At 70.2% G+C, this 23162-nt stretch carries 18 protein-coding genes; 6 read left to right on the top strand and 12 right to left on the bottom strand.

Annotation, left to right across the window (positions count from 1 at the left end):
* Positions 1 to 26: 26 nt before the first annotated feature.
* From SGFS_RS34690 to SGFS_RS34665, 6 genes are read left to right on the top strand one after another with little or no spacing between them, the layout of a single operon-like run.
* Positions 27 to 806 carry a GntR family transcriptional regulator gene (locus tag SGFS_RS34690; RefSeq protein WP_286256130.1) on the top strand — a complete coding sequence of 260 codons (780 nt, stop codon included), beginning with the start codon at positions 27 to 29 and terminating at the stop codon, positions 804 to 806.
* Positions 807 to 838: 32 nt separating this feature from the next.
* Complete coding sequence (locus tag SGFS_RS34685) at positions 839 to 1066, top strand: 4Fe-4S dicluster domain-containing protein (protein ID WP_030790138.1); 228 nt, start codon at positions 839 to 841, stop codon at positions 1064 to 1066.
* 46 nt (positions 1067 to 1112) lie between these two features.
* Positions 1113 to 2456 (top strand): ABC transporter substrate-binding protein, encoded by a 1344-nt coding sequence (locus SGFS_RS34680; protein ID WP_286256129.1) that lies wholly within the window; start codon positions 1113 to 1115, stop codon positions 2454 to 2456.
* Positions 2453 to 3349, top strand: coding sequence for an ABC transporter permease (locus SGFS_RS34675; RefSeq protein ID WP_286256128.1), 897 nt, complete (start codon positions 2453 to 2455; stop codon positions 3347 to 3349). The genes SGFS_RS34680 and SGFS_RS34675 overlap by 4 nt, the downstream gene beginning before the upstream one ends.
* Positions 3333 to 4121, top strand: coding sequence for an ABC transporter ATP-binding protein (locus tag SGFS_RS34670; protein ID WP_286256127.1), 789 nt, complete (start codon positions 3333 to 3335; stop codon positions 4119 to 4121). Before SGFS_RS34675 ends, SGFS_RS34670 begins: the two co-directional genes overlap by 17 nt.
* Positions 4122 to 4132: 11 nt before the next feature.
* Positions 4133 to 7012, top strand: coding sequence for a fumarate reductase/succinate dehydrogenase flavoprotein subunit (locus SGFS_RS34665; protein WP_286256126.1), 2880 nt, complete (start codon positions 4133 to 4135; stop codon positions 7010 to 7012).
* A gap of 132 nt (positions 7013 to 7144) precedes the next feature.
* On the opposite strand, the gene SGFS_RS34660 is transcribed toward SGFS_RS34665, so the two are convergent.
* The 12 genes from SGFS_RS34660 to nuoE all read right to left on the bottom strand — a co-directional run bounded on the left by SGFS_RS34660 (position 7145) and on the right by nuoE (position 23151).
* Positions 7145 to 7609, bottom strand: a complete 465-nt coding sequence (locus SGFS_RS34660; protein ID WP_286256125.1) for an NUDIX domain-containing protein — start codon at positions 7607 to 7609, stop codon at positions 7145 to 7147.
* A 10-nt stretch (positions 7610 to 7619) separates the two neighbouring features.
* Positions 7620 to 9731, bottom strand: coding sequence for a DNA helicase RecQ (recQ, locus tag SGFS_RS34655; RefSeq protein ID WP_286256124.1), 2112 nt, complete (start codon positions 9729 to 9731; stop codon positions 7620 to 7622).
* A 526-nt stretch (positions 9732 to 10257) separates the two neighbouring features.
* The gene (nuoN, locus tag SGFS_RS34650; protein ID WP_286256123.1) at positions 10258 to 11907 is read right to left on the bottom strand and encodes an NADH-quinone oxidoreductase subunit NuoN; all 1650 of its coding nucleotides are present in this window, start codon (positions 11905 to 11907) and stop codon (positions 10258 to 10260) included.
* Entirely contained in the window at positions 11904 to 13475 is a 1572-nt protein-coding gene (locus SGFS_RS34645) for an NADH-quinone oxidoreductase subunit M (protein WP_286256122.1), read from the bottom strand. Before SGFS_RS34645 ends, nuoN begins: the two co-directional genes overlap by 4 nt.
* 5 nt (positions 13476 to 13480) lie before the next feature.
* A complete protein-coding gene (gene nuoL, locus SGFS_RS34640; protein WP_286256121.1) occupies positions 13481 to 15376 on the bottom strand; it encodes an NADH-quinone oxidoreductase subunit L in 1896 nt (631 codons plus the stop codon).
* Positions 15377 to 15391: 15 nt separating this feature from the next.
* Complete coding sequence (nuoK, locus tag SGFS_RS34635) at positions 15392 to 15691, bottom strand: NADH-quinone oxidoreductase subunit NuoK (protein WP_200300650.1); 300 nt, start codon at positions 15689 to 15691, stop codon at positions 15392 to 15394.
* A complete protein-coding gene (locus SGFS_RS34630; RefSeq protein WP_286256120.1) occupies positions 15688 to 16515 on the bottom strand; it encodes an NADH-quinone oxidoreductase subunit J in 828 nt (275 codons plus the stop codon). The genes nuoK and SGFS_RS34630 overlap by 4 nt, the downstream gene beginning before the upstream one ends.
* A complete protein-coding gene (gene nuoI, locus SGFS_RS34625; protein WP_286256119.1) occupies positions 16512 to 17114 on the bottom strand; it encodes an NADH-quinone oxidoreductase subunit NuoI in 603 nt (200 codons plus the stop codon). Before nuoI ends, SGFS_RS34630 begins: the two co-directional genes overlap by 4 nt.
* A complete protein-coding gene (gene nuoH, locus SGFS_RS34620) occupies positions 17107 to 18468 on the bottom strand; it encodes an NADH-quinone oxidoreductase subunit NuoH (RefSeq protein ID WP_286256118.1) in 1362 nt (453 codons plus the stop codon). The genes nuoI and nuoH overlap by 8 nt, the downstream gene beginning before the upstream one ends.
* The gene (locus tag SGFS_RS34615) at positions 18465 to 20969 is read right to left on the bottom strand and encodes an NADH-quinone oxidoreductase subunit G (protein ID WP_286256117.1); all 2505 of its coding nucleotides are present in this window, start codon (positions 20967 to 20969) and stop codon (positions 18465 to 18467) included. The genes nuoH and SGFS_RS34615 overlap by 4 nt, the downstream gene beginning before the upstream one ends.
* Positions 20966 to 22324 carry an NADH-quinone oxidoreductase subunit NuoF gene (gene nuoF / locus SGFS_RS34610; protein ID WP_286256116.1) on the bottom strand — a complete coding sequence of 453 codons (1359 nt, stop codon included), beginning with the start codon at positions 22322 to 22324 and terminating at the stop codon, positions 20966 to 20968. Before nuoF ends, SGFS_RS34615 begins: the two co-directional genes overlap by 4 nt.
* Positions 22321 to 23151, bottom strand: coding sequence for an NADH-quinone oxidoreductase subunit NuoE (gene nuoE, locus SGFS_RS34605; protein WP_286260219.1), 831 nt, complete (start codon positions 23149 to 23151; stop codon positions 22321 to 22323). The genes nuoF and nuoE overlap by 4 nt, the downstream gene beginning before the upstream one ends.
* Positions 23152 to 23162: the final 11 nt, after the last annotated feature.

Raw genomic sequence — 23162 nt, 5'->3', positions numbered from 1 at the left:
CCTACCTCATCGGTATGGTTCCGGACATGCCCACCGACCGTATCCGCGACCACGCCGGCCAAGGCGCGACCACCGTCGCCGCCCACCGGCGGCGGCTGCGCGCGGACCGGGCCAGGCAACTCGCCGACCTCCTCCGCCACCAACTCCTGACCGCCGGCTTCCCGGGCGGCGCCCTCCCCCACGAGTCGATCCTCGCCACCGACTACCGCGCCTCCCGCAACACCGTCCGCCAGGCCCTCGACCTGCTCCGCGCCGAGGGCCTGGTCGAACGCCAGCCCGGCGTCGGCACGGTCGTCGTCGCCCAGAAGTACCCCCACGGCCTGGACCGCCTCATGGGCCTGGCGGAAACCCTCCGCGAACACGGCCACGTCACCAACGAGGTCCGCACGATGGGCCCCGTCCCCGCACCCGCCCCGGTCGCCGACCGCCTCCGGGTACCGACAGGCACCGACGTCCTCTACATCGAACGTCTGCGCCGCCTGGGCGGCCTCCCCCTCTCCCTCGACCTCACCTACATCCCGCTCGACCTCGGCACCGCCCTGCTCGACGCCGACCTGGAGAACACCGATGTCTTCCGCCTGCTGGAAGCCATCACCGGACAGCGCCTCGGCCACGCCGAGATCACGCTGGAGGCGGTCAACGCGGACGCCAACTCCGCCGCCGTACTGGAAGCTCCGCGCGGCGCGGCCGTCCTCATGCTGGAGCGCCTCACTCACCTCGCCGACGGCCGCCCCGTCGACCTGGAGTTCATCCGCTTCCGCGGCGACCGCATCACCATGAGCGGCCTGCTGCACCGGTCCCTCTGACAATCCCTGCTCGCACATTCCTGGAGACACCCATGCCTCTGGTGCCCCAGCGGGCCGACGTGCCCGTGACCATCGACGAGTCGAAGTGCATCGACGGCTGCACGCTCTGCGTGGACATGTGCCCGCTGGACTCCCTCGCCATCGACGAGAGCAACGGCAAGGCGTACATGCACGTCGACGAGTGCTGGTACTGCGGCCCGTGCGCGGCCCGCTGCCCCACCGGCGCCGTGACGGTCAACATGCCCTATTTGCTCCGCTGAACCAGCTCCGGCGACCAGCCCAGCCCGCTGAGAGGCACCGAACTCCATGAAGCGCACCGCACTTGCCGTCTCCACCACCCTTCTCCTCCTCCCGCTGAGCGCCTGCGGCGGCAGCGCCGAGGCAGGCGACGGCTCCACGATCACCGTCCACGTCGGCTACCAGTCCAAGACCATCAACACGGTCACCGCCGGAACCCTGCTCCGCTCCCTCGGCTACTTCGAGAAGCAGCTCGACGCCCTCCACGACGGCCACACCTACAAGGTCGACTGGCAGGACTACGCCACCGGCGCCCCCATCACCGCCCAGATGACCGCCGGAAAGATCGACATCGGCTCGATGGGCGACTTCCCACTGCTGATCAACGCGGCCCGCGGCAAGCAGCTGGGCAAGCCAACGCACCTGATCTCGGTCACCGGCTACAACCTCCGCGGCGGCCTCAACACCATCGTCACCGCACCGGACTCGAAGCTCGCCTCCCTGAAAGACCTGAAGGGCAAGAAGGTCTCCACGAGCATCGGCTCGGCGGCCGACGGCACCCTCGTACGAGCCCTGCAACGCATCGGCCTGGACGCGAACAAGGACATCGAGAAGCTCAACCAGCAGCCGGCCGTCGGCGCCTCGGCCCTCGCCTCCGGCAGCACGGACGCGCTCTCGCAGTTCGTCGCCTGGCCCGGCCTGCTCGCCTACCAGGGCAAGGCGAAGGCCCTGTACGACGGCGCGCAGCTGAACCTGCCGACCTTCCACGGCGTCACCGTGCGCGAGGACTTCGCGAAGCGGAGCCCCGCCGTCGTCGACGCCTTCCTCAAGGCCCAGGCGCAGGCCACCGACTACCTCGACGAACACCCCGTGGCCGCCGCCGAGAAGGTCGCCGACGCCACCCAGCTCCCCGCCGAGGTGGTCTACCTCTACAACGGCGCCCACGGCATCTCCACCTTCGACCCGGCCGTCAAACCGCAGCTCGTCTCCGCCCTGAAGAAGGACGTACCGATCCTCAAGGCGGCGAAGCTGACCGGCGACGTCGACGTGGACTCCTTCGTCGACGACAGCTACGTCAAGAAGGCACTGGGCCAGGACTACGCCGAGCGCCTCTCCTCGACCCCGCCGCCGGCCGCGAGCGAGGTCTGGCCGAAGGACGCCACCGAGACCCGCCCCTTCAAGACGCCCGCCGAACTGCTGGCCTACGTCGCACAGCACAAGGACGGCATCCGCGCCGCCTACGTACCCGACGCCACCACCGGCACCCTGTGGTTCGCCGACCGGGCGGTGTGGGTCGCGGACGGCGAGAACCTGCTCCCCTTCGTGGCCCCCGCGACAGCGAAGGCGTACATCGCGGAGCACACCGGCGCCCGCGTCATCACCTACGCCGACGCGCTGAAGCAGGCGTCGTGACCCGGTACGCACTGAGGGCGGCCTCGCTGACGGCCGCCCTCGGCCTCTGGCAGCTGCTGACCAGCCTGGACGTCGACCTCTGGCTGCGCTTCTCGCAGTTCCCCACGGTCACCGACGTGGCCCGCGCCTTCGCCGACCGGCTGACCGGCCCCGACTACTGGACCGACCTCACCGACAGCCTCACCCGCATCCTCAGCGGCTTCCTGCTCGCCGCGGTCCTCGGCGTGGCCGTCGGCGTCCTCGTGGCCCGCTCCCGACTCGCCGAGGACCTGCTCGGCCCGGTCCTCGAAGTCGCCCGCCCGATCCCCGCGATCGCCCTGGTCCCCGTGGCCATCCTGCTCTTCCCCTCCAACGAACAGGGCATCGTCTTCATCACCTTCACCGCCGCGTTCTTCCCGGTCCTCGTCTCCACCCGGCACGCCGTCCGCGCGCTGACACCGGTGTGGGAGGAGGCGGTCCGCACGATGGGCGGCGGCCGGTGGCGGGTGCTCGGCTCGGTCGTCCTGCCGGGCGCCCTGCCCGGCATCTTCGGCGGCCTGTCGGTCGGCATCGGCGTCTCCTGGATCTGTGTGATCTCCGCCGAGATGATCTCCGGCCAGTACGGCGTCGGGTACCGCACCTGGCAGGACTACACCGTCGTGAACTACCCGGGCGTCTTCGTCGGCATGGCCACCATCGGCGTCCTCGGCTGGCTCACCTCGACAGCCGTGGAAGTCCTGGGCCGCCGCCTCACCCACTGGCTGCCCCGCACGTCCACGTCGTACGTCCCGCCGCGACGGCCGAAGGCGGGCGGCATGCCACCAGCCGCCACCGCGGGGACGCCCGCCACCGACCCCGTACGCAAGGGAACCGCGTCCCAGACCGAGGAGGCACGCGATGAGCACCTCGTCTGAGATCTCCACCGCCACGGCGGCCGAGGCGCCGCCGACCGCACGCGGCACCCGCCTCACCCTCACCGACGCGGGGCTCGGCCGCCCCGGCGCGCCCGTCCTGTCCGGCGTCGACCTGGACGTCGTACCCGGCGAGATCCTCACCGTCGTCGGCTCCTCCGGCTGCGGCAAGTCCACGCTGCTGCGCACCCTGGCCGGCCTGCTGCCCCTGCTCACCGGGGAGATCACCCAGGACGGCCGCCCACTGACCGGCCCCAGCGCCGAACGCGCCCTCGTCTTCCAGGAGGACGCCCTCCTCCCGTGGCGCACCCTGCGCGCGAACGTCGAACTGCCGCTCGCCATCGCCGGAACACCACGCGCCGCACGCCGTACCCAGGCCGAGTCATGGCTGGCCAGAGTCGGACTCGCCGACCAGGCCCGGCAGCTGCCGCACCACGTCTCCGGCGGACAACGCCAGCGCGCACAGCTGGCCCGCGCCCTCGCCGGGCGCCCGCGCGCCGTCCTGATGGACGAGCCGTTCGGCGCGCTCGACGCCCAGACCCGGGCCGGCATGCAGGACCTGCTGGTCGAGGTACTGCACGGCACGGGCGCGACCGTCGTCTTCGTCACCCATGACGTGGACGAGGCCCTGTACCTCGGCGACCGCGTGGCGCTCCTCGGCGCGGGCCGCCTCACCGCCGTACGCGACATACCGCGCCCCCGCGACCGCACGGCGCACGACGACCCGGCGCGCGCGGCCCTGCGCCGCGAAGTCCTCACCTCGCTCGGTACCTGAAAGGCCCACCGGTGACCACCCCCGCGAACACCCCTGCGCACACGCCTCTGCAGATCCCCGCCCTCACCGACGCCGAGGAGCTGACCTGCGACGTCCTCGTCATCGGCGGCGGCACCGCGGGCACGATGGCCGCGCTGACGGCCGCCGAGCACGGCGCGAACGTCCTCCTCCTGGAGAAGGCCCACGTCCGCCACTCCGGCGCCCTCGCCATGGGCATGGACGGCGTCAACAACGCTGTCATCCCCGGCCGCGCCGAACCCGACGACTACGTCGCCGAGATCACCCGCGCCAACGACGGCATCGTCGACCAGTCCACCGTCCGCCAGACCGCCACCCGCGGCTTCGCGATGGTGCAGCGACTGGAGTCGTACGGGGTGAAGTTCGAGAAGGACGAGCACGGCGAGTACGCGGTCCGCCAGGTCCACCGCTCAGGGTCCTACGTCCTGCCCATGCCCGAGGGCAAGGACGTCAAGAAGGTCCTGTACCGGCAGCTGCGGCGGCGCGAGATGCGGGAGCGGATCCGCATCGAGAACCGGGTGATGCCGGTACGCGTCCTCACGGCGCAGGGCCGCGCTGTGGGGGCGGTCGGCTTCAACACGCGCACCGGCGCGTTCGTGACGGTCCGCGCGGGCGCGGTGATCCTCGCGACCGGCGCGTGCGGCCGCCTCGGCCTGCCCGCCTCCGGCTACCTGTACGGCACCTACGAGAACCCGACCAACGCGGGCGACGGCTACGCCATGGCGTACCACGCGGGCGCCGAACTCACCGGCATCGAGTGCTTCCAGATCAACCCGCTGATCAAGGACTACAACGGCCCGGCCTGCGCCTACGTCGCCAACCCCTTCGGCGGCTACCAGGTCAACCGGCACGGCGAACGCTTCGTCGACTCCGACTACTGGTCCGGCCAGATGATGGCGGAGTTCGCCGCCGAGATCGCCTCCGACCGGGCCCCCGTCTACCTGAAACTCAGCCACCTCCCCGAAGAGTCGATCTCGGCCCTGGAATCGATCCTGCACTCCACGGAACGCCCCACCCGAGGCACGTTCCATTCCGGCCGCGGCCACGACTACCGCACCCACGACATCGAGATGCACATCTCGGAGATCGGCCTGTGCGGCGGCCATTCGGCCTCAGGTGTCCGGGTGGACGACCACGCCCGTACGACCGTCCCCCGCCTGTACGCCGCCGGTGACCTGGCCTGCGTCCCGCACAACTACATGATCGGCGCGTTCGTCTTCGGCGACCTCGCGGGCGCGGACGCGGCCCAGTACACGCCGTACGAGGGCGAACTGCCCGCCGACCAGCTCCACGAAGCCCACGACCTGATCTACCGCCCGCTGCGCAACCCGGACGGCCCCCCGCAGCCCCAGGTCGAATACAAACTGCGCCGCTTCGTCAACGACTACGTCGCCCCACCCAAATCCGGCGCACGACTGTCGCTGGCCCTGGAGGCCTTCGACCGCATGCACACGGACATCGCCGCGATGGGCGCCCGCACCCCGCACGAACTGATGCGCTGCGCCGAGGTCAGCTTCATCCGCGACTGCGCCGAAATGGCAGCCCGCGCCTCCCTGGCCCGCACGGAGTCCCGCTGGGGCCTCTACCACGACCGCCTCGACCACCCCCACCGCGACGACACCTCCTGGTTCCACCACCTCGACCTCCACAAGTCCCCCTCCGGCGCCATGGAGTTCACGGCCCGGCCCGTGGCTCCCTATCTGGTCCCGCTCGACGACTTCACTCCGGTCGGCGGCCCGTCGCGCCACCTCGGCGAAGTACATCCGGAGAACGTGGCGACGGCGGGGTCCCGGGAGCGGGCGCCGGTGGCTTCGGGAGTGGGGGCGGGAGTAGAGGCGGGAGTAGAGGCGGTTGGGGGTGGGGAAGGCTCGGGGGCGGTGTCGGGCTTGGACTGGGGGGCGGGGTTGGACTCGGGGTCGGACTCGGGATCGGGATCGGACTTCATCTCGGGGAGGGGGCCCCTCCCCCTCCCCTCCCCACCCACCCCCGCGCCCTCCTCCACCCGCCTCCTCGAACTCGTTGCCCTCGCCGAGGAGCAGCCCGAACTCGCCACCCTGCGGCCGTACTTGACCGACCCCGCCCCCGCCGTCCGTCGCGAGGCCGTGGCCGTACTGACCGAGACTCTGCCGACCGGCACGGGTCCGGCCCTGGCCCAGGCGCTGCGCGACACCGCCGCCGAGGTCCGCGCCGCGGCGGCCGCGTCACTGCGCGAACTCGTCGAGACGCTGCCACCCGAACCGGCCCTGCGCGACGGCCTGGCCGCCGCCCTGTCCGAGCCCGACCCGGTCGTCCGCGCCGCCGCGCTCGACGTGCTGCGCGCCCTGCGGCTCGGCGACGCCGCACTGTTCGCCGGGGCTTTGACCGACGCGGAGATCTCCGTCCGCATCGAGGCCGTGCGCGCGCTCGTCTCGGTCGACGCGGCGGAGTCGCTGGCCCGGGCAGCGGGCGACCCGTCCCGTGAGGTGCGGGTCACCGTGGCCAAGGCGCTGGCCGGCGTCGACGCGGGCCACCCGGCGCGGACCGCCCTGCACCGGCTCACCGAGGACCCGGATCCCCTGGTGCGCGGCGCCGCCTTCGGCTCGCTGGCTTCCGCCCCCTGCCCGGCTCCGCTGAGCGCCCGGGCCGTCGAGGCCCTGGACGACGAGGCCTGGCAGGTCCGTGCCGGCGCGGCCACCGCCCTCGCCACGGCGGATCCGTCCGTGGCGGTCCACGCCCTGACCAGGTCCCTCGCCGACCCAAACGCCGACGTCCGCAAGGCAGCGGTCCTGTCCCTCACACGGCACACGCCCGACGAGAACGCCCGCACGGCCCTCAGCACAGCCACCAAGGACCCGGACGCCGACGTGAGGGCGTACGCGTCACGCGCTCTGTGACGGCACCAGTCGCCCTGCTCGGCCCGGTCCCAGCCGGCCGGCCGACGGGCTGTTGTCAGCGGTAAGGCCCGGGGGCGCCGGATACGGCGTCCACGGCGAGGCCGGGCGTGTTCGGTGCGGCCGCCCGGCCACTCATATTTCCGGAAGCACCCGCTCGAAGAACTGCCGGTCCTCGGCGAAGGTCGGTTCCAGTTCCAGGAATTGCCCCACCGTCACCCACCGCGCGTCGCTCACCTCGCCGGGCTGCGCCACGACCTCTCCCTCCGCCACGTCCGCGGTCCACCAGTGCAGCCGGAACCGCCGGTCGTCCGTCTCCGACTCCCATACCTTGGCCAGCGGGGACACCTTCAGTCCGACCTCTTCTCGAACCTCCCGGACCAAGGCCTCCGCCTGACTCTCGCCCGGCTCGACCTTTCCGCTGAGCGGTGCCCAGTAGCCCGACCGCCTGGCCTCCGGGCCGCGCTCGATGACGAGCACCCGATCGCCCCGGCGCAGCACGGCCACGACGGCGTCCCGCTGCCCCTCCCGGCCCGGCAGCGCCGGCTCGTCCCGCTGTCCCTCCCCGTCCGGCCGCGCCGGCTCGTCCCGCTGGTCCATCGCTCGTCTCCTACGCCCAGTCGTCCGGCTCGGGTTCCGGCTCGACGTCCGGCCAGTCGAAGGCGTCGTCCGCGTCCGCGTGGCCCGCTTCGTGCACCGGGCCTACGGCCGCTTCGGCGACCGAAGGTTCGTCCGGCGTCGCCCCGCCCAGCGAGGCCAGCACCCCCAGCACCCCCTCCCCGTACGTCGCCAGCTTCTTTTCGCCGATGCCGCTGATGCCGCCGAGCTGGGCCACGGAAGTGGGTCGCAGTGTGGCGATCTCGCGGAGCGTGGCGTCGTGGAAGATGACGTACGCGGGGACGCCCTGCTCGCGGGCCTGTTCTCCGCGCCAGGTGCGCAGGGCCTCGAAGACGGGTTGCAGTTCCTCGGGCAGCTCGACCGCCGCGGCCTTGGGCTTGCGCTCGCCCCGGGCAGAGGCCGCCTTCGGTGTCTCCGGCTTCTTCGGTTCCTTGCGCAGCGGCACCTCCTGCTCGCGCCGCAGCACCGCCCCGCTCGTCTCGGTGAGCACCAGCGTGCCGTACTCGCCCTCGACCGCCAGCAGCCCCTGTGCCAGCATCTGTCGGACGACGCCCCGCCATTCGCCCTCGGCCAGTTCCTCGCCGATGCCGAACACGGACAGCTGGTCGTGGTCGAACTGGATCACCTTGGCCGTGCGCCGCCCGAGCAGGATGTCGACGATCTGCACGGCTCCGAACTTCTGCCCCCGCTCCCGCTGGAGTCGGACCACCGTGGACAGCACCTTCTGTGCGGCGACCGTGCCGTCCCAGGTCTCCGGCGGGGTGCGGCAGGTGTCGCAGTTGCCGCAGCCGCCGGGCTCCGGCTCCTGGCCGAAGTACCGCAGCAGCTGTCCTCGTCGGCACTGGGCGGTCTCGCACAGCGCGAGCATGGCGTCCAGGTGCGCGGCGGCCCGGCGCCGGAACGCCTCGTCGCCCTCGCTTCCCTGGATGAGCTTGCGCTGCTGTATGACGTCGTTCAGCCCGTACGCCATCCATGCCGTGGAGGGCAGTCCGTCGCGCCCGGCGCGGCCCGTCTCCTGGTAGTAGCCCTCCACGGACTTCGGCAGGTCGAGGTGGGCGACGAATCGTACATCGGGTTTGTCGATGCCCATGCCGAAGGCGATCGTGGCGACCACCACCAGCCCTTCCTCGCGCAGGAACCGCGCTTGGTGCGCCGCGCGCGTGCCCGCGTCGAGTCCCGCGTGGTACGGCACCGCCTGGACGCCGTTCTTGCTGAGGAACTCCGCGGTGCGCTCCACGGAGTTGCGCGACAGGCAGTAGACGATGCCGGCGTCGCCCGTGTGCTCCTGTCGCAGGAAGGACAGCAGCTGCTTCTTCGGGTCGGCCTTGGGCACGATCCGGTACTGGATGTTGGGCCGGTCGAAGCTGGCCTCGAAGTGCCGGGCCGTCGGCATGACCAGCCGTTCGGTGATCTCCCGGTGGGTCGCGTGGGTGGCCGTGGCGGTGAGCGCGATGCGGGGGACGTCCGGCCAGCGCTCGCCGAGCAGTGACAGGGCCAGGTAGTCGGGCCGGAAGTCGTGGCCCCACTGGGACACGCAGTGCGCCTCGTCGATGGCGAAGACGGAGATCTTGCCGCGTGAGAGCAGGTCCAGCGTGGTGTCGAGTCGCAGCCGCTCCGGGGCGAGATACAGCAGGTCCAGCTCCCCCGCGATGTACTCCGCCTCCACGACGCGCCGCTCGTCGAAGTCCTGCGTGGAGTTGATGAACCCGGCGCGTACGCCCAGCGCTCGCAGCGCGTCCACCTGGTCCTGCATCAGTGCGATCAGGGGGGAGACCACGATGCCCGTGCCGGGTCTGACCAGGGCCGGAATCTGGTAGCAGAGCGATTTGCCGCCGCCGGTCGGCATGAGCACGACGGCGTCGCCGCCCGCGACGACGTGCTCGATGACGGCTTCCTGCTCGCCACGGAAGGCGTCGTATCCGAAGACCCGGTTGAGGACGGCGAGTGCCTCGCTGTCTCCCGGCAGGCTCGCGCCCACTTGCGGCTGCCTGACTCCGGCTGCCACGGTGCCCACTCCCGGCTCGACCGTGCCCGCTCCCGTGCCCGCTCGCGGCGCGCCCGGGGACGCACCCGTCCCGGCCGTACCGCTCTCTTCCACCGTCATCACGCCCGTCCCGCCCGTCCCTGTCATCGCCTGTCCCCCGTGTGTCCCGCGCCGCCCGTTGGTTCCTTGTGGTTCCTCCAGCCCTTGCCACGATAGGCGCCCGCACCGACAGCGTCGGAGTTATCCACAGGCTCCACCCTTCGGGGTGCCTCGAATCCCCGGTACAGCCCGATGACCCGCCCCGCCCGCCCCGCCCCGCCTGGCAGGCCCGGGTCGGCCCGGCCAGCCTGCTGACGCGGGTCGGGGGAGGCCCGCGTGCCCACCACGACCGACTGCCGTTCGACCAGCGCCTTCGCAAGGGGCCGCAGGGGGGCCGCAAGGAGCCCCTTGTATGTCTCCGCTCAAGGCCGCCTGCGCCCTCGCCCTGACGGCCGTGCTCCCCCTGGTCGCGGCCCCGCGCACGCCGACTCCGCCGACGATCCACGGCCGTCCGCCTGATCGGATCTCGTCAAGGCGTAACGCACAGGTAGGACCCGGCCCTCGAAGGAGCCGGGTCCTACCGTGTGTCTGTCGGACGAGCGGAGCGTCAGCGCACGAACACTCCCGCCTGCCCCGCCAGATCCAGGAAGTACTGCGGCGCCACACCGAGCACCAGCGTGACCGCCACACCGACGCCGATCGCCGTCATGGTCAGGGGCGACGGCACGGCGACCGTCGGCCCCTCGGGGCGCGGCTCGCTGAAGAACATGAGCACGATCACACGGATGTAGAAGAACGCGGCGATCGCCGACGAGATCACACCGACGACGACGATCCCGCCCGCGCCGCCCTCCGCCGCCGCCTTGAACACGGCGAACTTCCCGGCGAAGCCGGAGGTGAGCGGAATGCCCGCGAAGGCCAGCAGGAACACCGCGAACACGGCCGCCACCAGCGGTGATCTGCGTCCGAGCCCGGCCCACTTGGACAGATGGGTGGCCTCGCCGCCCGCGTCCCGCACCAGGGTCACCACGGCGAACGCGCCGATCGTCACGAAGGAGTAGGCGCCCAGGTAGAACAGCACCGACGAGACGCCGTCGGGGGAGGTCGCGATGACACCGGCGAGGATGAAGCCGGCGTGCGCGATCGACGAGTACGCCAGCAGTCGCTTGATGTCGGTCTGGGTGATCGCGACGATCGCGCCGCCCAGCATGGTGACGATCGCCACGGCCCACATGACCGGCCGCCAGTCCCAGCGCAGGCCGGGCAGGACGACGTAGAGCAGCCGCAGCAGCGCGCCGAAGGCCGCGACCTTCGTGGCCGCCGCCATGAAGCCGGTGACCGGCGTCGGGGCACCCTGGTACACGTCCGGGGTCCACATGTGGAACGGCACCGCGCCCACCTTGAACAGCAGGCCCATGACGACCATGGCGGTGCCGATGAGCAGCAGCGCGTCGTTGCCCGTGGTGTCGGCGAGCGCGGGGGTGACCTCGGTGATGGTGCCGTCGACGACCTTGGCGATCGTCGCGTAGTTCACCGAGCCCGAGTAGCCGTACAGCAGGGCGATGCCGAAGAGGGTGAACGCGGAGGCGAAGGCGCCGAGCAGGAAGTACTTGACCGCGGCCTCCTGCGACATGAGGCGCTTGCGGCGGGCCACGGCGCACAGCAGGTACAGCGGGAGCGAGAAGACTTCCAGGGCGATGAACAGGGTCAGCAGGTCGTTGGCCGACGGGAAGATCAGCATGCCGCCGATGGCGAAGAGCAGCAGCGGGAACACCTCGGTGGTGGTGAACCCGGCCTTCACCGCGGCCTTCTCGCTGTCGCTGCCGGGCACGGAGGCGGCCTGCGCGGCGAAGGAGTCGACCTTGTTGCCGTGCGTCTCGGGGTCGAGGCGCCGTTCGGCGAAGGTGAACACGCCGAGGAGGCCGGCCAGCAGGATCGTGCCCTGGAGGAACAGGGACGGTCCGTCGACGGCGATGGCTCCCATCGCCGCGATTCCCGCCTTGGTGGTGCCGTATCCGCCCGCCGCGAGCCCGATGACCGCGGCGAAGGCGGCGGCGAGGGCGACGACGGACACGAACACCTGGGCGTAGTAGCGGGCCTTGCGTGGCACGAAGGCCTCGATCAGGACCCCGACGATCGCCGCTCCGATGACGATCAGGGTGGGCGACAATTGCCCGTATTCGATCTTCGGCGGGTCGATCTTCGTGATCGGATCCGCCGCCGTTGTCCACAGGCTGTGGACGGCTGTTGCGCTCACTTGGCCGCCTCCACCTCGGGCTGGGGGTCCTTCTTCTGTACGTCGGACATGGTGTGCTCGACCGCCGGGTTGACGATGTCGGTGAGCGGCTTCGGGTAGACGCCCAGGAAGATCAACAGCACGACCAGCGGGGCGACCACCACAAGTTCCCGCACCCTCAGGTCGGGCATCCCCTCGACCTCGGCCTTCACCGGGCCAGTCATCGTCCGCTGGTAGAGGACGAGGACGTAGAGCGCGGCGAGGACGATGCCGACGGTGGCGATGATCCCGATCGCCGGGTAGCGCGCGAACGTGCCGACCAGGACGAGGAACTCACTGACGAACGGGGCGAGCCCCGGCAGCGACAGCGTGGCCAGGCCACCGATCAGGAACGTGCCGGCGAGCACCGGCGCGACCTTCTGGACGCCTCCGTAGTCGGCGATGAGCCGGGAGCCGCGCCGGGAGATCAGGAAGCCGGCGACCAGCATCAGCGCGGCCGTCGAGATCCCGTGGTTGACCATGTAGAGCGTCGCGCCCGACTGGCCCTGGCTGGTCATCGCGAAGATGCCCAGGATGATGAACCCGAAGTGCGAGATCGACGCGTACGCCACCAGCCGCTTGATGTCGCGCTGGCCGACCGCGAGCAGCGCCCCGTAGATGATGCTGATCAGCGCCAGTACGAGGATCGCGGGCGTCGCCCACTTGCTGGCCTCCGGGAACAGCCCGAGGCAGAAGCGGAGCATCGCGAAGGTGCCCACCTTGTCGACGACCGCCGTGATCAGTACGGCGACCGGTGCGGTGGACTCCTGCATCGCGTTCGGCAGCCAGGTGTGCAGCGGCCACAGGGGCGCCTTCACCGCGAAGGCGAAGAAGAAGCCGAGGAACAGCCAGCGTTCGGTGCTGGTCACCATGTCCAGCGAGCCGTTGGCGCGGGCCTCGGCGATCTCCGGGAGCGAGAAGGTCCCGGCGACCACGTACAGCCCGATCACCGCGGCCAGCATGATCAGGCCGCCGACCAGGTTGTACAGGAGGAACTTCACGGCGGCGTACGACCGTTGCGTGGACGCCGCCTCCTCGCCGTGCTCGTGGGCACGGTCTCCGAAGCCGCCGATGAGGAAGTACATCGGGATGAGCATGGCTTCGAAGAAGATGTAGAAGAGGAAGACGTCGGTGGCCTCGAAGGAGATGATCACCATCGCCTCGACGGCCAGGATCAGGGCGAAGAAGCCCTGGGTGGGCCGCCACCGCTTGTTTCCGGTCTCCAGCGGGTCGGCGTCGTGCCAGCCCGCGAGGATGATGAAGGGGATCAGCAGGGCCGTGAGCGCGATGAGCGCCACGGCGATGCCGTCCACGCCGAGCTCGTATCTGACGCCGAAGTCCTTGATCCAGGCGTGGGACTCGGTGAGTTGGTAGCGGTCGCCGTCCGGGTCGAACCGGAACAGGACGATCGCGGCGAGCACGAGCGTGGCCAGCGAGACGAGCAGCGCCAGCGATTTGGCGGCGTTGCGCCTCGCGGCCGGCATGGCGGCCGTGGCGATCGCCCCGAGGGCCGGGAGCGCCGCCGTCGCTGTCAGCAGAGGAAAGGACATCGGTATCAGACCGCCCTCATCAGCAGGGTCGCGGCGATGAGGATCGCAGCGCCGCCGAACATCGAGACCGCGTACGACCGGGCATAGCCGTTCTGGATGCGGCGCAGGCGCCCGGAGAGGCCGCCCATCGAGGCCGCCGTGCCGTTGACGACGCCGTCGACCAGGGTGTGGTCGACGTACACCAGGGAGCGCGTGAGGTGCTCTCCACCGCGTACGAGCACGATGTGGTTGAAGTCGTCCTGGAGCAGGTCGCGCCGGGCGGCCCGGGTGAGCAGCGACCCGCGCGGGGCGACGACGGGGACGGGACGGCGCCCGTACTGGACGTAGGCGATGCCGGCGCCGATGACGAGGACGACCATCGTGGAGAGGGTGACCGTCATGGCGCTGACCGGCGGGTTGCCGTGCGCGTGTTCGGTGACGGGCTCCAGCCAGTGCAGGAACCGGTCGCCGATGCTGAAGAACGCTCCCGCGAACACCGAGCCGAACGCCAGCACGATCATGGGGATCGTCATGGACCTGGGCGACTCGTGCGGGTGCGGCTCGTGTCCCTGTTCGTCCGGCTGCCAGCGCTTCTCGCCGAAGAAGGTCATCAGCATCACGCGTGTCATGTAGTAGGCGGTGATGGCGGCGCCGAGGAGGGCGACGCCGCCGAGGATCCAGCCCTCGGTGCCGCCCTTGGCGAAGGCCGCCTCGATGATCTTGTCCTTGGAGAAGAAGCCGGACAGGCCCGGGAAGCCGATGATCGCGAGGTAGCCGAGGCCGAAGGTGGCGAACGTGATCGGCATGTACGTACGGAGACCGCCGTACTTGCGCATGTCGACCTCGTCGTTCATGCCGTGCATGACCGAGCCGGCGCCGAGGAACAGCCCGGCCTTGAAGAAGCCGTGCGTCACCAGGTGCATGATCGCGAAGACATAGCCGATCGGGCCGAGGCCCGCGGCGAGGATCATGTAGCCGATCTGGGACATCGTCGACCCGGCGAGGGCCTTCTTGATGTCGTCCTTCGCGCAACCGACGATCGCACCGAAGAGGAGCGTGACCGCGCCGACCACGGCGGTGGCCAGCTGCGCGTCCGGGGCGCCGTTGAAGATCTCCCCGGAGCGGACGATCAGATAGACGCCCGCGGTCACCATGGTCGCGGCGTGGATGAGGGCCGAGACCGGGGTCGGGCCCTCCATCGCGTCCCCGAGCCAGGACTGCAGCGGCACCTGGGCGGACTTGCCGCAGGCGGCGAGCAGCAGCATCAGGGCGATGGCGGTGAGCTTGCCTTCACTGGTCTCGCCGGTGGACTCCAGGACCGGCCCGAAGGTGAAGGTCCCGAAGGTGGTGAACATCAGCATGATGGCGATGGACAGGCCAATGTCGCCGACGCGGTTGACCAGGAAGGCCTTCTTCGCGGCGGTGGCGGCGCTGGGCTTGTGCTGCCAGAAGCCGATCAGCAGGTACGAGGCGAGGCCGACGCCCTCCCAGCCGACGTACAGCAGCAGGTAGTTGTCGGCGAGGACGAGGAGCAGCATCGCCGCGAGGAACAGGTTCAGGTAGCCGAAGAAGCGGCGTCGGCGCTCGTCGTGCTCCATGTACCCGATGGAGTACAGGTGGATGAGCGAGCCGACTCCGGTGATCAGCAGGACGAACGTCATCGACAGCTGGTCGAGCTGGAAGGCGACGTCCGCCTGGAAGCCCTCGACGGGGATCCAGCTGTACAGGTACTGGCCGATCTCGCGGTGTTCGGCGTCCTTGCCGAGCATGTCGACGAAGAGGACGACGCCGATGACGAAGGAGACGGCGGCGAGGGCCGTGCCGATGAGGTGGCCGACGGCGTCCAGGCGCCGGCCGCCGCACAGCAGGACGGCCGCTCCGAGCAGGGGCGCCGCCACCAGCAGCGCAATCAGGTTCTCCACGATTCTTCCGACCCCTTACAGCTTCATCAGGCTGGCGTCGTCGACCGAGGCCGAGTGGCGGGAGCGGAACAGCGACACGATGATCGCGAGTCCGACCACGACCTCCGCGGCGGCGACGACCATCGTGAAGAAGGCGATGATCTGTCCGTCGAGATTGCCGTGCATCCGGGAGAAGGCGACGAGGGCGAGGTTGCAGGCGTTGAGCATCAGCTCGACGCACATGAACACCACGATCGCGTTCCGCCTGATCAGTACGCCGGTGGCGCCGATCGTGAACAACAGGGAGGCGAGGTACAGGTAGTTGACGGGGTTCACTTCGATCCCTCCCCGCTCTTGCCGCTGTTGCTGCGCTCCAGACGGTCCTCGGCGCGCTGCTCCAGGGCCTTGAGGTCGCTGATCGCCTGCGCGGACACATCGCGGACCTGGCCGCGGTCCCGCAGCGTCTTGCTGACGGTCAGCTCGGACGGGGTGCCGTCGGGCAGCAGGCCCGCGATGTCGACCGCGTTGTGCCGCGCGTACACACCGGGGGCCGGGAGCGGCGGGAGGTGCTTGCCCTCGCGTACGCGCTCTTCGGCCAGCTCGCGCTGGGTCTTGGCGCGCTCGGTGCGCTCGCGGTGGGTGAGCACCATGGCGCCGACGGCGGCCGTGATGAGCAGGGCGCCGGTGAGCTCGAAGGCGTAGACGTAGTCCGTGAAGATCAGGGCGGCGAGGCCCTCCACGTTGCCGCCGGTGTTCGCCTGGCCGAGGCCGGTGAACTCCTTCAGCGAGGCGTTGCCGATGCCCGCGATCAGCAGGATGCCGAAGCCGAGGCCGCACAGGAGGGCCAGCCAGCGCTGGCCCTTGATGGTCTCCTTCAGCGAGTCCGCGGCCGTGACGCCGACGAGCATCACCACGAACAGGAACAGCATCATGATCGCGCCGGTGTAGACGACGATCTGCACGATGCCCAGGAAGTAGGCGCCGTTGGCCAGGTAGAACACCGCGAGGATGATCATGGTCCCGGCGAGGCAGAGGGCGCTGTGCACGGCCTTCTTCATGAAGACGGTGCACAGGGCGCCGATCACCGCGACCGTGCCGAGGACCCAGAACTGGAAGGCCTCACCGGTGGAGGTGGTGTAGGCGGCGATCTGCGCGCTCATGCGCCCACCCCCTCTTCTTCGGGCTTCTCGCCCTTGGATGTGGCCACTTGGCGGACCGTGCCGGGCGCGGCCTCGGTGACCAGCCCCCGGTAGTAGTCCTGCTCGTCGGTGCCCGGGAAGATCGAGTGGGGTGAGTCGACCATCCCCTCCTCCAGACCGGCGAGCAGTTGCTCCTTGGTGTAGATGAGGTTGGCGCGGCTGCTGTCCGCCAGCTCGAACTCGTTCGTCATCGTGAGCGCGCGCGTGGGGCACGCCTCGATGCACAGGCCGCACAGGATGCAGCGGGCGTAGTTGATCTGGTAGACGCGGCCGTAGCGCTCGCCCGGGGAGTAGCGCTCCTCGTCCGTGTTGTCCGCGCCCTCCACGTAGATCGCGTCGGCGGGGCAGGCCCAGGCGCACAGCTCGCAGCCGACGCACTTCTCCAGGCCGTCCGGATGGCGGTTGAGCTGGTGCCGGCCGTGGAAGCGCGGGGCGGTGGTCTTCTGCTGCTCCGGATACTGCTCGGTCAGCCGCTTCTTGAACATGGCCTTGAAGGTCACGCCGAAGCCGGCGACGGGGTTCTGGAAACCGGGCTTGGTCTCCTTCGGCTCCTCAGCCATCGGACGCCTCCTTCCCATTCGAAGATCCGTCACTGTCAGTATCGGACCCACCACTGACAATCAACTCCCGCTCGCGGCGCGGACGCCTGCGCGGCACCGGTGGGAGGGTCTGTCCGGGCAGGGGCGGTACGGGGAATCCACCGGCCATCGGGTCGAAGGCGGCCGGTTCCGCGGGCTTGTCCTGGGCCTCGCGCCGGTCACGGAACATGTCCGCGACGAACGAGAGCAACAGCAGGATGAGGACGGCTCCGCCGACGTACAGGGCGATGTCGGTGAAGTCGTAGTTCTCGTTGCGGAGGGTCCGTACGGTCGCGACGAGCATCAGCCAGACCACGGAGACCGGGATGAGGACCTTCCAGCCGAGCTTCATCAGCTGGTCGTAACGGACGCGCGGGAGTGTGCCGCGCAGCCAGATGAAGAAGAACAGCAGCAGCTGCACCTTCACCACGAACCAGAGCATCGGCCACCAGCCGTGGTTGGCGCCCTCCCAGAAGGTGCTGATGGGCCAGGGGGCCCGCCAGCCGCCGAGGAAGAGGGTCACCGACACGGCCGAGACGGTCACCATGTTGACGTACTCGGCGAGCATGAACATCGCGAACTTGATCGACGAGTACTCGGTGTTGAAGCCGCCGACCAGGTCGCCCTCGGACTCCGGCATGTCGAAGGGGGCGCGGTTGGTCTCGCCGACCATCGTGATGATGTAGATGACGAAGGAGACCGGCAGCAGCACGATGTACCAGCGGTCCTGTTGCGCCTCGACGATCGCCGACGTCGACATCGATCCGGAGTAGAGGAAGACCGAGGCGAAGGCCGCGCCCATGGCGATCTCGTACGAGATCATCTGCGCGCAGGAGCGCAGGCCGCCGAGCAGCGGGTAGGTGGACCCGGAACTCCAACCCGCCAGGACGATGCCGTAGATGCCGACCGAGGCGACCGCGAGGATGTAGAGCATCGCGATCGGCAGGTCGGTGAGCTGCATCGTGGTGCGCTGGCCGAAGATCGAGATCTCGTTGCCGGCCGGGCCGAAGGGGATCACCGCGATCGCCATGAAGGCCGGGATGGCCGCGACGATCGGTGCGAGGACGTAGACGACCTTGTCCGCGCGTTTGACGATGAGGTCTTCCTTGAGCATCAGCTTGATGCCGTCGGCGAGCGACTGGAGCATGCCCCAGGGGCCGTGCCGGTTGGGGCCGATGCGCAACTGCATCCAGGCGACGACCTTGCGTTCCCACACGATGGAGAACAGCACGGTCAACATCAGGAAGGCGAAGCAGAAGACGGCCTTGATGACGACCAGCCACCAGGGGTCGTGGCCGAACATCGAGAGGTCTTCTGCGGCGAGGTACGGGCTCATGCCTCCACCTCCTCGGGGGCCTCGGCGGCGAGTGTCGCGGGGCCGATACGGACGAGTGCGCCGGGCACCGCCCCGGTGTCGGAGGCGACGCCCGAACCGGTGGAGTTCAGCGGCAGCCAGACCACGCGGTCGGGCATCTCGGTGATCTGCAGGGGAAGTTCGACGGTCCCGGAGGGCCCGTTCACCGCGAGCAGGTCGCCGTCCTTGACGCCCGCCTCGTCGGCCGTGGCAGCGGACAAGCGCGCGCGTGCGGCGTGCCGGGTGCCGGCGAGCGCCTCGTCGCCCTCCTGGAGGCGGCCCTGGTCGAGCAGCAGCCGGTGTCCGGCCAGTACGGCCTCTCCGGCGGCCGGCCGCGGCGGCTGGGCCGCGATCTCCAGCGGGTCGGTGGCGCGCGCCCCGTCCCAGGCGCCGAGCCGGTCCAGCTCCGCGCGGGCGGTGCGCAGGTCCGGCAGGCCCAGGTGGACGTCCATGGCGTCGGCCAGCATGTGCAGGACTCGCTGGTCGGCGGGTGCCAGGCGGCGCGTCATCTGGTCGGGCTTCAGCGCGGCCTCGAACAGCCGTACGCGGCCTTCCCAGTTGACGAAGGTGCCGGCTTTCTCGGCGACGGCGGCGACCGGGAGGACGACGTCCGCGTGCTCGGTGACCTCGCTGGGCCGCTGTTCCAGCGACACCAGGAAGCCGACCGCGCGGAGTGCCTCACGCGCGCGTGCCGGTTCGGGAAGGTCGGCGATCTCCACGCCTGCCACCACCAGGGCCCCGAGCTCTCCGGTGGCGGCGGCCTCGACGATCTGACCGGTGTCCCGGCCGTAGCGGTGCGGGAGTTCGGCGACACCCCAGGCGACGGCGACCTCCTCACGCGCGCGTGGGTCGGTCGCCGGGCGCCCGCCCGGCAGCAGCGTCGGCAGCGCGCCCGCCTCGATCGCGCCGCGCTCCCCGGCCCGGCGCGGGATCCACGCCAGTCGGGCGCCGGTCATGGCCGCGGCCCGTACGGCGGCGGTGAGCCCGCCCGCCACGGCCGCGAGCCGCTCTCCGACGACGATCACCGCGCCCTCGGTGCGCAGCCCCTCGGAGGCCTTGGTGCCGTCCTCCTCCAGTCCGAACCCGCTCGCGAGGGCGTCCAGCCACTCGGTCTCGGTGCCGGGTGCGGCGGGCAGCAGCGTGCCACCGGCCTTCTGAAGGCCCCGGGTGGCGTGCGTGGCCAGGGCGAACACCTTCTGGCCGTGGCCTCGCCAGGCCTTGCGCAGCCTCAGGAAGACGCCGGGCGCCTCCTCCTCGGCCTCGAAGCCGACCAGCAGGACCACGGGCGCCTTCTCCAGGGAGGCGTACGTGACGCCCGTACCGTCGAGGTCACGGCCGTGTCCGGCGACCCGCGCCGCCAGGAAGTCGGCCTCCTCGCCGCTGTGCACGCGCGCGCGGAAGTCGATGTCGTTCGTGTCGAGCGCCACGCGCGCGAACTTGCTGTACGCGTAGGCGTCCTCGACGGTGAGCCGGCCGCCGGTCAGGACACCGGTGCGGCCGCGCGCGGCGAGCAGCCCCTGAGCGGCGGCCTCCAGGGCCTCCGGCCAGGAGGCGGGCTCGAGTTCGCCGGACTCACCCCGTACGAGCGGTGTCGTCACCCGGTCCCGCAGCTGCGCGTACCGGAACCCGAACCGTCCCTTGTCGCACATCCACTCCTCGTTGACCTCGGGGTCGTTGGCGGCGAGCCGCCGCATGACCTTGCCGCGCCGGTGGTCGGTGCGGGTGGCGCAGCCGCCGGAGCAGTGCTCGCACACGGAGGGCGAGGAGACAAGGTCGAAGGGGCGGGAGCGGAATCGGTACGCCGCCGAGGTCAGCGCGCCGACCGGGCAGATCTGGATGGTGTTGCCGGAGAAGTACGACTCGAAGGGGTCGCCGTCGCCGGTGCCGACCTGCTGGAGCGCGCCCCGCTCGATCAGCTCGATCATGGGGTCGCCCGCGACCTGGTTGGAGAACCGGGTGCAGCGGGCGCACAGCACGCACCGCTCGCGGTCGAGCAGCACCTGTGTGGAGATCGGTACGGGCTTCTCGTAGGTGCGCTTCCTGCCCTCGAAGCGGGACTCGCTGTGGCCGTGCGACATGGCCTGGTTCTGCAGGGGGCACTCGCCGCCCTTGTCGCAGACGGGGCAGTCCAGCGGGTGGTTGATGAGCAGAAGCTCCATCACACCCTTCTGGGCCTTCTCGGCGACCGGGGAGGTGAGATGAGTCTTGACGACCATCCCGTCCGTACAGGTGATCGTGCAGGACGCCATGGGCTTGCGCTGGCCCTCGACCTCGACGATGCACTGGCGGCAGGCGCCGGCCGGGTCGAGCAGGGGGTGGTCGCAGAAGCGGGGGATCTCGATGCCGAGTTGTTCGGCGGCCCGGATGACCAGGGTGCCCTTGGGCACGCTGATCTCGGCGCCGTCGATCGTCAGCGAGACGAGATCCTCCGGCGGGACCGCCGCCTCCCCGCCTCCGGAGGGAGCGCTGGTGGTCACGGTCATGCGTTCACCTCCGCGTGCTTGTCCTTGTCGGCCCAGGCGGTCGACTTGGCGGGGTCGAAGGGGCAGCCCCGGCCCGTGATGTGGTCCTCGTACTCCGCGCGGAAGTACTTGAGGGAGGAGAAGATCGGCGAGGCGGCGCCGTCGCCGAGGGCGCAGAAGGACTTGCCGTTGATGTTGTCGGCGATGTCGTTGAGCTTGTCGAGGTCGCTCATGACGCCCTTGCCGGCCTCGATGTCACGCAGCAACTGCACGAGCCAGTAGGTGCCTTCGCGGCAGGGTGTGCACTTGCCGCAGGACTCGTGGGCGTAGAACTCGGTCCAGCGGGTGACGGCACGGACGACGCAGGTGGTCTCGTCGAAGCACTGGAGGGCTTTTGTGCCGAGCATGGAACCTGCGGCACCCACTCCTTCGTAGTCAAGAGGGACGTCGAGGTGCTCGTCGGTGAACATCGGGGTCGAGGAGCCGCCCGGCGTCCAGAACTTGAGGCGATGCCCGGGTCGCATGCCGCCGCTCATCTCCAGGAGCTGGCGGAGGGTGATGCCGAGCGGGGCCTCGTACTGGCCGGGACTGGCGACATGGCCGCTGAGCGAATAGAGCGTGAAGCCGGGGGACTTCTCGCTGCCCATCGACCTGAACCATTCCTTGCCCTTTTGCATGATGGCGGGAACCGACGCGATCGACTCGACGTTATTCACGACAGTCGGGCACGCGTAGAGGCCCTCGACAGCAGGGAAGGGGGGACGAAGCCGCGGTTGTCCACGGCGGCCTTCGAGCGAGTCGAGCAGTGCGGTCTCCTCACCGCAGATGTACGCGCCCGCGCCCGCGTGCACGGTGAGGTCCAGGTCGAGTCCGCTGCCCAGGATGTTCTCGCCCAGGAAGCCCGCCGCGTAGGCCTCACGTACGGCCTCGTGCAACCGCCGCAACACGGGAACGACTTCACCACGCAGATAGATGAAGGCATGCGAAGACCTGATGGCATAACACGCGATGACCATGCCCTCGATGAGGCTATGCGGGTTCGCGAAGAGGAGCGGAATGTCCTTGCACGTTCCGGGTTCCGACTCGTCGGCGTTGACAACTAGATAGTGTGGTTTTCCATCACCCTGGGGAATGAACTGCCATTTCATTCCGGTGGGGAATCCCGCGCCGCCGCGACCACGCAGTCCGGATTCCTTGACGTACGCGATGACTTCGTCCGGGGACATGGCGAGCGCCTTGCGAAGTCCCTCGTAGCCCTCGTGCCTTCGGTAGACGTCCAGCGTCCACGACCTGTCCTCGTCCCAGAAGGCCGACAGCACGGGTGCGAGCAGCTTCTCGGGGCTGGTGCCCTTGATCTCGGGTGCCAATGTCATCACTCCCCCTCCTCGGCGGTAGGCCCTGCCGGGTGCGCGGGGTCGGATGCCGATGTCTCCTGCGGCGCGTCGTGCGAGCTGAGGTGTTCGGTGGGTGACGGCTCGTGCACCCTGTCCTGCGGCGCGTCGTGCGGGCCGCCGTCCCGCGGATGGACCACGCGCGCGGATGCGGCCTCTCCCCTTGCCAGGCGGAGGCCCACCAGCGAGGCGGGTCCCGCACCGCCGGTCGCCTCGACGGCCCCTGGCCGCTCGTCGGGGAAGCCGGCGAGAATCCGCGCGGTCTCCTTGAACGTGCACAACGGAGCGCCGCGCGTCGGTTCGACCTGTGCTCCCGTGCGCAGGTCGTCGACGAGGCGCTTGGCGCTGTCCACGGTCTGGTTGTCGAAGAACTCCCAGTTGACCATCACGACCGGGGCGAAGTCGCAGGCCGCGTTGCACTCGATGTGCTCCAGGGTGACCTTGCCGTCGTCGGTGGTCCCGCCGTTGCCGACGCCCAGGTGGTCCTGCAGCGCCTCGAAGATCGCGTCGCCGCCCATCACCGCGCACAGGGTGTTGGTGCAGACACCCACCTGATAGTCACCGGAGGGCCCCCGCCGGTACATGGTGTAGAAGGTGGCGACGGCGGTGACCTCGGCCGTGGTCAGACCGAGCACCTCGGCGCAGAACCGCATGCCGGTGCGGGTGACATGGCCCTCCTCCGACTGCACGAGATGCAGCAACGGCAGAAGGGCGGAACGGGAGTCCGGGTAGCGGGCGACGACCTCGGCGGCGTCCCGCTCCAGCCGGGCTCGAACGTCGTCCGGGTAGTCGGGCGCGGGCAGCTGGGGCATGCCCAGGCTGA

Source organism: Streptomyces graminofaciens, from assembly GCF_030294945.1.
Lineage (GTDB): Bacteria > Actinomycetota > Actinomycetes > Streptomycetales > Streptomycetaceae > Streptomyces > Streptomyces graminofaciens.
The sequence above is the reverse complement of the archived record's forward strand: the minus strand, read 5'-3'. Positions and strand labels throughout refer to the sequence as shown.